9 protein-coding genes are annotated in these 9,230 nt (G+C 46.0%); 4 read left to right on the top strand and 5 right to left on the bottom strand.

Annotated features, from left to right (window positions below):
- Positions 1-1,347 precede the first annotated feature (1,347 nt).
- Positions 1,348-2,139 (top strand): carbonic anhydrase family protein, encoded by a 792-nt coding sequence (locus BLP80_RS13625; protein ID WP_090544137.1) that lies wholly within the window; start codon positions 1,348-1,350, stop codon positions 2,137-2,139.
- 82 nt (positions 2,140-2,221) lie between these two features.
- Here the strand turns inward: BLP80_RS13625 and BLP80_RS13620 are convergent, their stop codons facing one another.
- Positions 2,222-3,358 (bottom strand): PilT/PilU family type 4a pilus ATPase, encoded by a 1,137-nt coding sequence (locus BLP80_RS13620; RefSeq protein WP_090544135.1) that lies wholly within the window; start codon positions 3,356-3,358, stop codon positions 2,222-2,224.
- Between the two features lie 33 nt (positions 3,359-3,391).
- Positions 3,392-4,435 (bottom strand): type IV pilus twitching motility protein PilT, encoded by a 1,044-nt coding sequence (locus BLP80_RS13615; RefSeq protein ID WP_090544133.1) that lies wholly within the window; start codon positions 4,433-4,435, stop codon positions 3,392-3,394.
- A 207-nt stretch (positions 4,436-4,642) separates the two neighbouring features.
- Between BLP80_RS13615 and BLP80_RS13610 the strand changes: the two genes are divergently transcribed.
- Complete coding sequence (locus BLP80_RS13610) at positions 4,643-5,359, top strand: YggS family pyridoxal phosphate-dependent enzyme (protein WP_090544131.1); 717 nt, start codon at positions 4,643-4,645, stop codon at positions 5,357-5,359.
- Here BLP80_RS13610 and BLP80_RS13605 read toward each other — a convergent pair.
- The 3 genes from BLP80_RS13605 to rsmD are packed head-to-tail and all read right to left on the bottom strand — an operon-like array spanning position 5,328 to position 6,636.
- Positions 5,328-5,597 carry a YfhL family 4Fe-4S dicluster ferredoxin gene (locus tag BLP80_RS13605; protein ID WP_090544129.1) on the bottom strand — a complete coding sequence of 90 codons (270 nt, stop codon included), beginning with the start codon at positions 5,595-5,597 and terminating at the stop codon, positions 5,328-5,330. The two genes, BLP80_RS13610 and BLP80_RS13605, sit on opposite strands and share 32 nt — an antisense overlap.
- Before the next feature lie 15 nt (positions 5,598-5,612).
- On the bottom strand, positions 5,613-6,092 hold the full coding sequence (coaD, locus tag BLP80_RS13600; RefSeq protein WP_090544127.1) for a pantetheine-phosphate adenylyltransferase: 480 nt from the start codon (positions 6,090-6,092) through the stop codon (positions 5,613-5,615).
- Positions 6,085-6,636, bottom strand: a complete 552-nt coding sequence (gene rsmD, locus BLP80_RS13595; protein ID WP_090544125.1) for a 16S rRNA (guanine(966)-N(2))-methyltransferase RsmD — start codon at positions 6,634-6,636, stop codon at positions 6,085-6,087. Before rsmD ends, coaD begins: the two co-directional genes overlap by 8 nt.
- A 179-nt stretch (positions 6,637-6,815) precedes the next feature.
- Between rsmD and BLP80_RS13590 the strand changes: the two genes are divergently transcribed.
- Entirely contained in the window at positions 6,816-8,063 is a 1,248-nt protein-coding gene (locus BLP80_RS13590) for a lipoprotein-releasing ABC transporter permease subunit (RefSeq protein WP_090544122.1), read from the top strand.
- Positions 8,056-8,730, top strand: a complete 675-nt coding sequence (gene lolD, locus BLP80_RS13585; RefSeq protein ID WP_090544120.1) for a lipoprotein-releasing ABC transporter ATP-binding protein LolD — start codon at positions 8,056-8,058, stop codon at positions 8,728-8,730. Before BLP80_RS13590 ends, lolD begins: the two co-directional genes overlap by 8 nt.
- Positions 8,731-9,230: the final 500 nt, after the last annotated feature.

Genomic DNA, 9,230 nt, shown 5'->3' with positions numbered 1-9,230 from the left:
GTCGCCCACAAACTGGCTCGTCTTATCTACACCATGTTAACCAAGGGTGAGGAATACACAGACCAAGGACAGGATTACTACGAGGAGCGCTATCGCCAGCGTGTTATGCATCACCTCGCCAGGCGCGCTGAAAAACTTGGCATGCAACTCGTTCCCGCTCCTCAATCAACTTGAAAAATCATTCAACTAATCATGGGGATATATTGTGTTTCTTGAGAGGACACGTGCCAATTTATGAAATATTCGGGTTAAATTTACTTCAATAAGTTTGGCATATCCATGCTGTTACCGTCGATGGTAACCTCAAGCTTCACTTCATATAGTCTGATCAATAAAATTTATCTTCACATTTTTTTTAGCTTATGTAATGTACTTTATATACATAAGATACTAAATAAGCAATAACAGAGACAGCGGGGAAGCTTATGGATACTACGACTTTTACTTACTGGATTCATGTTGATATTGATTATTATCCGGCCTGACCTGACTGTCGTTAATCACTGACGGCAATGAAGATTACGCTATAGAACAAGTCATTATTAAGCTGATCCCCTCGTGGATAATGGGCACATCGAAGTCAAGGAATACGTTATCGATGCAACAGTACGGCTCTTATCCAAAGGTGCGCTTTCCATGTTTTTTAGATTCAGATGGTACACAAGAATTCGAATGACACTTAGCCTATGTCCTTGGAGAAAAACAAATGCAAATTAACAGTACTTCTCCTACTTTCTCATTTTTTTATTTGTCACGCTTTTTTCACAACAGGGAGATTCTATGTTTATTAGAAAATTGTTCTGCTAGTAAAAGCATTGCTGATCCGTTAGGGCTAAAGGTTATGTATTCGTAACTCCTCGTGTTAGTTGAACGGAAAATTAATTACCCAGATTAATAAAATAATAAAAAAATAACTGGAGGACTTAGATCACTAAACTTTAATCAAATAAGCTTTTATTGTATTTACCTCAATTCAAGTTATTCACGATGCAAAACATTGGTTAAATGCAAATGAATTTTAGTATTTGAATAAGCATTTATTTTTATAAATTCTTCTGATATACAAGGACCTTATTATGCTTACTAAAGTTTTGTTAATTACTATATTAAGTTTCAGTATTTCGTGTTTCGCCGACTCGACAAAAAATAAATCAAATTCATCAACAGACGCAAATAAACTGATACTGCCAGTACAGTCTGATTCGTCAACTAAAAAACAAACCTCACAATCGACACAAGATATTAACTCAAGACAAGAATCCAGCCCTAAAAAGCAATCGCCAATGATTGAATACTGCAGAAAACATACTTGTTAGTCTAATAATAATTTCCAATCTGGAGTAATAAATGAAAAGAAGAATATTAGATAATTTACTATCAGTTGTTATTGCATCCTACGCAACAATTGCTTTTTCAGGCTCACCGCACTGGGGACATGAAGAGCAATCAACATGGTGGGCCATTGAAGACACATCTCAGCCATTTCCACCACTAAGATATCCCTTTGCAGAATGCGGTGTAGGGAAGCATCAATCTCCTGTCGATTTGGATTCTGCGGAAATTAATAAAATCCCACTTAATCCGATGGAGATTTTGTATGATATTGATGCACCCGCTTTTTACAATAGCGGTCATGGGGTACAAGTCAATACATCGCTCGATTACACTGGTGCGCTGAAGATTGGAGATGAATCTTTCCCGTTAATCCAATTTCATTTTCATGAGCCTAGCGAACATGTCTTGGGTAATACAAGATTTCCAGCTGAATTGCACTATGTTCATGTTCAAGATGATGGCAGAATTGTCGTTTTGGCGGTTGCAGTCAATGTAGGAGATGAAAACCCAACATTCCAAGCCATTCTAGACAATACACCCCATACTGCAGGAGAAAAAAACGAAAATTCTGGCTTGCAAATCAATCCCGCAGCATTGCTTCCGCCACTTGATCATCCGATCAAATACTATACCCTAGCCGGATCTTTAACAACGCCGCCCTGCAGCGAAGGCGTTCAATGGTATATTCTGCCAAAAGCGATCACCATTTCAGGAGCGCAACTTGATCAACTTAAAAGTATCTACACTCACAATGCGCGTTTACCTCAAAATTTAAATGAACGATCCTTATTGACGATACAATAATCCTGAACCGGCAAATTGAGCAATGTTCGATTTGCCGGAAAAACCAGAATAAGCCAATGGAACGTGACCTCATTTACCTAAATCAGGTAATCGTCAAGTGCTCAATCCCTGCATTGATGTCTGTGTGCTTCGCTTCTGAACCATGAAGCTTGATTTGCAAGCGCAGTTCATTCATGGAATCCGCATTTCTCAGCGCATCCTCATAACCGATCTGGCCGGCCTCGTAAAGCTCAAATAGCGCCATATCAAAAGTCTGCATGCCAAGCTCTCGCGATTTTTTCATGATTTCTTTGATTTCATGTACCTCACCCTTAAAAATCAGATCTGAGATCAACGGGGAATTCAGCATCACTTCAATCGCTGCCACCCGCCCCTTTCCTTCTTTCCTAGGAATCAATCGCTGCGCGATCAATGCTCGCAGATTTAATGATAAATCCATCAGAAGCTGCGCCCGCCGTTCTTCGGGGAAGAAATTGATAATACGGTCAAGCGCCTGATTGGCGCTATTGGCATGCAGTGTCCCCATGCATAAGTGGCCTGTCTCAGCAAACGCGATCGCATGCTCCATCGTTTCACGATCACGAATTTCACCAATCAGAATGAGATCGGGCGCCTGGCGCAGAGTATTCTTGAGCGCCGCCTCCCAGGAATCGGTATCCACGCCGACTTCCCGTTGCGTGATAACGCAATTGATGTGCTCATGCACGTATTCCACCGGGTCTTCAATGGTGATGATATGGCCATAGCTATTCTGGTTACGATGACCGATCAAGGCGGCAAGTGATGTTGATTTGCCTGACCCCGTGCCGCCTACGAAAATGACCAAACCACGCTTGCTCATCACCACATCTTTCAGTACTATTGGTAGCCCCAAATCATCGAATTTTGGAATTTGTGTGGTAATCGTTCGGATCACCAGTCCAGCTCGCTGCTGTTGAACAAACGCATTGACACGGAATCGCCCAATCCCATGCGGATGAATGGCGAAATTGCACTCCTTGCTCGCCTCAAACTCTGCTGCCTGTTTGGCATTCATGATAGCGCGCGCAAGCTCAGCCGTATGCTGGGGTGAAAGCTGCTGCTGTGATACTGGTGTCATCTTCCCGTCAATTTTAAACGCGGGGGGGTAGCCTGCCGTGATAAACAAATCGGAAGCCTTTTTGCTGAGCATCAAACGCAGCAAATTGTGCATAAATTTTATTGCTTGCTCTTGTTCCATGATAGATTTCCCAATCCTTCTGAATCAGGGATATCAACCCCGAAAATTATCCTTGTTCATTGCTTTGGCCCTTGCCTCTGGTATAGAAATGATATTGCGCTTCACCAGATCAGCCAGGTTCTGATCGAGCGTCTGCATCCCTACATTCCCACTGGTCTGTATGGTTGAATACATCTGCGCCACCTTACCTTCCCGAATCAGATTACGGATGGCCGGTGTGCCAATCATGATTTCATGTGCCGCCGCCCGACCCGTCCCATCCTTTGTCTTCAGCAATGTCTGAGAAATGACCGCCCGGAGGGATTCAGACAACATGGCGCGCACCATTTCCTTTTCTTCGGCAGGGAAAACATCGATGATACGATCGATCGTTTTGGCAGCCGAGCTGGTGTGCAGCGTGCCAAATACCAGATGGCCTGTTTCTGCAGCGGTCATCGCCAGACGAATCGTCTCCAGGTCTCGCATCTCACCGACCAGAATAATATCCGGATCTTCTCGCAAAGCTGCGCGCAACGCATTAGCGAAACTATGCGTATCTCTGCCGACCTCACGTTGATTGATAAGACATTTCTTGCTTTCATGAACGAATTCGATCGGATCCTCCAGCGTTAGGATATGACCATACTGATTCTCATTGATATCATTGATCATCGCAGCCAATGTAGTTGACTTACCAGAGCCAGTCGGACCCGTCACTAGCACCACGCCACGTGGTTGCTGAGCAATTTCAGCAAAAATCTTGGGCGCTTTGATTTGTTCCAGCGTCAGCACTTTTGATGGAATCGTTCGCATGACAGTGGCTGCACCACGATGGGTATTGAATGCATTTACCCGGAAACGCGCAAGATTAGGAACAGCAAAAGAAAAGTCGCATTCCAGATGCTCTTCATAGAATTTACGCTGACTGTCATTCATGATGTCATAAACCATATCATGAACATCTTTATGCTCCATTGCGGGTAAATTGATGCGCCTGATATCGCCATGCGCGCGTATCATTGGCGGCATCCCGGCAGATAAATGCAAGTCAGAAGCGTTATTCTTGACCACGAAGGCAAGTAGTTCTACTATGTTCATCTTTATTCCCTAGATTCTGAGTAGGTCATACTGGGCAACGCAAATTGTTCTTGGTTTTCCAGCTCAAAGTAAAAACCTGTTTGTTTATCAACGGTAGGGATTAATAAAAATTAAGAAGATATTGAGTTGTCGACTGCCTATCTTGGCGAGCGCATCTTTTCCCAACGAGTGCCATTTCATTGTTTTTTTCATAGCCATTAGTAAATCATGACTACCATTGCCACACGCCTGCAAACAGTCAAATCCTGTATTGCAGAAGCTGCCAGGAATGCCGGACGAAAACCCGAAGACATTCTGTTATTGGCTGCCAGCAAGACCAACCCGCCCGAAAAATTAAGAGAAGCCTGGGAGGCAGGGCAAACTGTGTTTGGAGAAAACTATCTACAGGAAGGATTGATAAAAATTCGTGCCCTTGCCGATTTGCCTATTGAGTGGCATTTTATTGGTCCGATCCAAAGCAACAAAACAAAATCCATTGCAGAAAACTTTTCCTGGGTACACAGCGTCGACCGTGAGAAAATTGCTGTCCGCCTGTCTAATGCCAGGCCGGAATCACTCCCTCCACTGCAAGTCTGCGTACAAGTCAATGTCAGTGGAGAAGTCACCAAAAGTGGCATAGCTCCTGAGCAAGCAGCGGAGCTTGCTGCCTTTGTCAATCAGCTACCTCATCTAAAATTACGTGGCTTGATGGCGGTTCCCGAGCTTACTTCTGCGACGGCCCTCCAGCGGGAGCAATTCCAAATGATGCGGAAAATATTTGATCAGCTCAAAAAGGATGGATTCGATATCGACACGTTATCAATGGGAATGTCTGAAGATATGGATATTGCGATTGCAGAAGGCGCAACGATTGTACGCGTAGGCACCGCAATTTTCGGGCCAAGACGGTACGCTATTCCTGAGGAGCTTGCCCCGCGTCAGTAATCAGCGCATGGTATTTAGCGAGCAGCTGCTCGCGGCTCTCGATCACATCTGGATTGGTGATAATACAATTGACCGGGCAAACCTCAACGCATTGGGGCGTGTCATAATGCCCCACGCACTCCGTGCATAAATTGGGATTGATGACATAAATTTCCTCGCCTTGCGAAATGGCCCCGTTAGGACATTCCGGCTCACACACATCACAATTGATACATTCATCGGTAATTATTAACGCCATATCAACCTCAACAAATCAGTTCTTCATTTTCTTACGTAACTGCTCCGCAACAATGGGATGCACAAATTTAGCCGCATCCCCCCCCAATCTGGCAATCTCTCGGACAATCGTTGCGGAAATAAACATGTATTGCTCAGAAGGGGTCAAGAAAACAGTTTCAACATCAGGATACAAGCTACGATTCATTCCTGCCAGTTGAAACTCATATTCAAAGTCAGATACTGCCCGCAAGCCGCGCAGGATGATCCGGGTATTTTGCTGCTGTAAGAACTCGGTTAACAAACCAGAAAACCCCATCACCTCAATATTTGGACAATCCTTCAGCACTTCCTGTGCCATTTTGATACGATCGTTCAACGAAAAAAAGGGCGCTTTACCACTATCGGCAGCAACGGCTACGACAACCCTATCAAATAATTTTGCCGCACGGCGCACCAGATCTTCATGACCGCGCGTCATGGGGTCGAAAGTACCGGGATAAACGGCTTTATCCATTTTTGTTCAATTTCAGTAATTGATAGTAAACCTTGCCTGCTCGTCCGCTTCGCCAGACGAGCCATTGTTTATCAAGCTCGGCACCATGATCACTTTCGACATAAACCAGACCGTCTTTTGTAAGACGCGAAGGAAGGTAAGTGATCAATTCGGGCAACAGATCAAACTGGTAAGGAGGGTCTAAAAAAATGACATCATATTGCCTGGCATCAGAGGCAATAAACGCCATCGCATTCATCTGCACTAATTCCACTTGCGCTGCACCCAGTTTTTCCTGGGCACTATGTAGCCACCGCAAGATGCTTTTATTCAATTCCACCATCACGACATGCTCCGCTCCACGTGATGCGGCCTCAAAACCCATCGCCCCGCTTCCCGCAAACAAATCCAGGCAGCGCTTGCCGGTTAACTCCTGTCCCAGCCAGTTAAATACCGTTTCACGTACCCGGTCAGGCGTGGGCCTTAAATACGGGTCATCGGGAAAAGTAATCACCCGACTGCGCCACTTGCCGCCAATAATCCGAACTTTTCCCTCACGCAACATAAGTCAGCACACTCTCTGCCAAATCCTGTTCTTCTAGAAATCAATTATACTGGAGACTTGAAGCGCTTTCTGTAATTTGGCGGTAATCCAGATTTCATCTGAAAATTTCCTGTCACTTACTCATGTAGGTTCATTAGAATATGACACACGCTAAAACTCATTTCTCCAGGAAAAAATTCGTGTCTCCCTATGAACTGTTAATCGGCTTACGCTACACACGCGCAAAAAAGCGCAATCACTTTATCTCCTTTATTTCCCTGATTTCTTTACTGGGCATTACGCTGGGTATGACCGTGCTTATCACGGTCATGTCCGTGATGAATGGCTTTCACAAGGAAATCCGGTCACGGATACTCGGCGTGGCTTCACACGTTCAGGTCAGCAGCATCAATGGCATTTTAACTAACTGGCAGCAAGTTGCTGACACGGCAAGCAAGCACCCCCAGGTAGTCGCGGCAGCCCCCTATGTCAACGCACAAGGTATGCTCTCGCATAATCAGGTCGTACGGGGTGTCATGGTGCGTGGGATTTTACCCGATACTGAAAATCACGTCGCCGATTTCGCACAAATGATGGTGATGGGCGAGCTTACTCAGTTGGCCGCAGGGGAATTCGGTATCGTCATCGGTATCGAACTGGCGCGCAGCCTGGGTGCCTTCCCGGGTGACAAGATTGTTCTGATTTCACCGCAAGGCCAGGTGACGCCCGCCGGGATATTACCTCGTCTAAAACAATTCACCGTCACGGGTGTTTTTGAAGCGGGCCATTATGAATATGATTCGGGTTTAGCATTGATTCACATGGCAGATGCCCAGAAACTCTATCGCATGGAACCCAACCAGGTTTCTGGGGTCCGACTGAAACTGCAGGATATGTTTCAGGCGCCGCAAGTTGCACGAGACCTGTCATTGGTGATTTCAGCTGATAATTACATCAGTGACTGGACGCACCAGCACGCCAATTACTTCAGAGCCATCCAAATCGAGAAGCGCATGCTGTCACTGATTCTCGCATTAATCATCGCCGTCGCCGCCTTCAACATCGTCTCCACGCTGGTCATGGCCGTGACTGATAAACAATCGGATATCGCCATTCTCCGTACCCTGGGTGCCAGTCCTGGCAGCATTATGAAAATATTTATCGTCCAGGGAACGTTAATCGGCGTTCTTGGCACAGTGCTGGGCCTCATTGGCGGGATACTGCTGGCTTATAATGTCGGTGAAGTGGTCGCATTCATCGAGCAGCTATTTAACGTGCAGTTTCTCTCACAGGAAGTTTATTACATCAGTGAAATACCTTCTGATCCCCAGCTTGATGACATCGTGACGGTGGCAGCAGTATCCTTCATCTTGACACTGCTGGCCACGCTTTACCCAAGTTACCGGGCAGCAAAAGTTAATCCGGTGGAGGCGTTACGGTATGAATAATACGGTCATCTCATGTCAGAATCTCTATAAAAGCTACTTTCAGGGCAAGCTGGAAGTACCCGTATTACACGGCGTCAATCTAACGCTGAACAAGGGTGAAATGATTTCGATTGTCGGGGCCTCCGGTTCAGGAAAAAGCACGCTACTGCACCTGCTGGGCGGGTTGGATTCACCGAGCAAAGGACAAATTCTGCTGCTGGGGCAAGACATCACCAATATCAGCGAAGAAAAAAGATGTCAGTTGCGCAATCAATCACTCGGTTTTATTTATCAGTTCCACCATCTGCTGCCGGAGTTCAGCGCACAGGAAAACGTCGCCATGCCGCTGCTGATCCGGCGCTTGAATAAACGGGAAGCAATGGAGCGCGCGGCAGAAATGCTACAGCACGTAGGCCTGGGTCATCGCCTGACTCACACGCCGGGTGAACTCTCTGGCGGAGAACGTCAGCGGGCAGCCGTGGCGCGCGCGCTGGTAACCCAACCGGCCTGCGTGCTGGCTGACGAACCGACTGGCAATCTTGATCGCCATACCGCCGAAGGGGTATTCAATTTAATGCTAGAGCTCAATCGCAAAGTCAATGCTACGCTTGTCATCGTCACGCATGATGCACAACTTGCCAACCAGGCGGAACGGGTTTTGCAACTGATTGATGGCGTGCTGGTGTAAGCATGAGGTCTTGTTAGCGCGGTAACCCCACCCTTCGTTGCAGGGGACAGCCCTGCGGCTTCTGGGTTAAATCCTGAGGTATCCCCACGAATTTACCCTCTCTCCAATGAACCGAAGTAATCTACTAACAGGGCTTGCGCCTGCTCCAACATTGAGGTGGATAATTCAAAAATGACATAGCAGCAAGCTATTCTGGCGAGAAAAATAACTGAATAGGGTGAACGACCTTGGCCGCTGTTGACCTTAATGTGTCGCTCGATATCAGTACCTTTTAAACATATCCCCGTAAGCCAAAGCGCAAAAATGATGAGCGCGGCAATTAATAATTCTATTATTACGTGGATTCAAATTCGAAGTGCAACTTTTGATGGCTGTTTAGTGTAACTTCAGACAACCTGATCTCGGAGCATCCCTCGTTTTTAAAGCATTCTAAAGAACAAATATAAATCAATCGATTACATGTGCCAGGGGAGGAGATACAAAAATAGGCAGTCAAACAA

This window comes from Nitrosomonas sp. Nm132 (assembly GCF_900100485.1).
Classification (GTDB): domain Bacteria; phylum Pseudomonadota; class Gammaproteobacteria; order Burkholderiales; family Nitrosomonadaceae; genus Nitrosomonas.
The sequence above is the reverse complement of the archived record's forward strand: the minus strand, read 5'-3'. Positions and strand labels throughout refer to the sequence as shown.

Coding starts and splice junctions, on each gene's coding strand:
- BLP80_RS13625 (WP_090544137.1), top strand. CDS start 1,348: ATGAAAAGAAGAATATTAGATAATTTACTATCAGTTGTTATTGCATCC.
- BLP80_RS13620 (WP_090544135.1), bottom strand. CDS start 3,358: ATGGAACAAGAGCAAGCAATAAAATTTATGCACAATTTGCTGCGTTTG.
- BLP80_RS13615 (WP_090544133.1), bottom strand. CDS start 4,435: ATGAACATAGTAGAACTACTTGCCTTCGTGGTCAAGAATAACGCTTCT.
- BLP80_RS13605 (WP_090544129.1), bottom strand. CDS start 5,597: ATGGCGTTAATAATTACCGATGAATGTATCAATTGTGATGTGTGTGAG.
- rsmD (WP_090544125.1), bottom strand. CDS start 6,636: ATGTTGCGTGAGGGAAAAGTTCGGATTATTGGCGGCAAGTGGCGCAGT.
- lolD (WP_090544120.1), top strand. CDS start 8,056: ATGAATAATACGGTCATCTCATGTCAGAATCTCTATAAAAGCTACTTT.
- BLP80_RS13610 (WP_090544131.1), top strand. CDS start 4,643: ATGACTACCATTGCCACACGCCTGCAAACAGTCAAATCCTGTATTGCA.
- coaD (WP_090544127.1), bottom strand. CDS start 6,092: ATGGATAAAGCCGTTTATCCCGGTACTTTCGACCCCATGACGCGCGGT.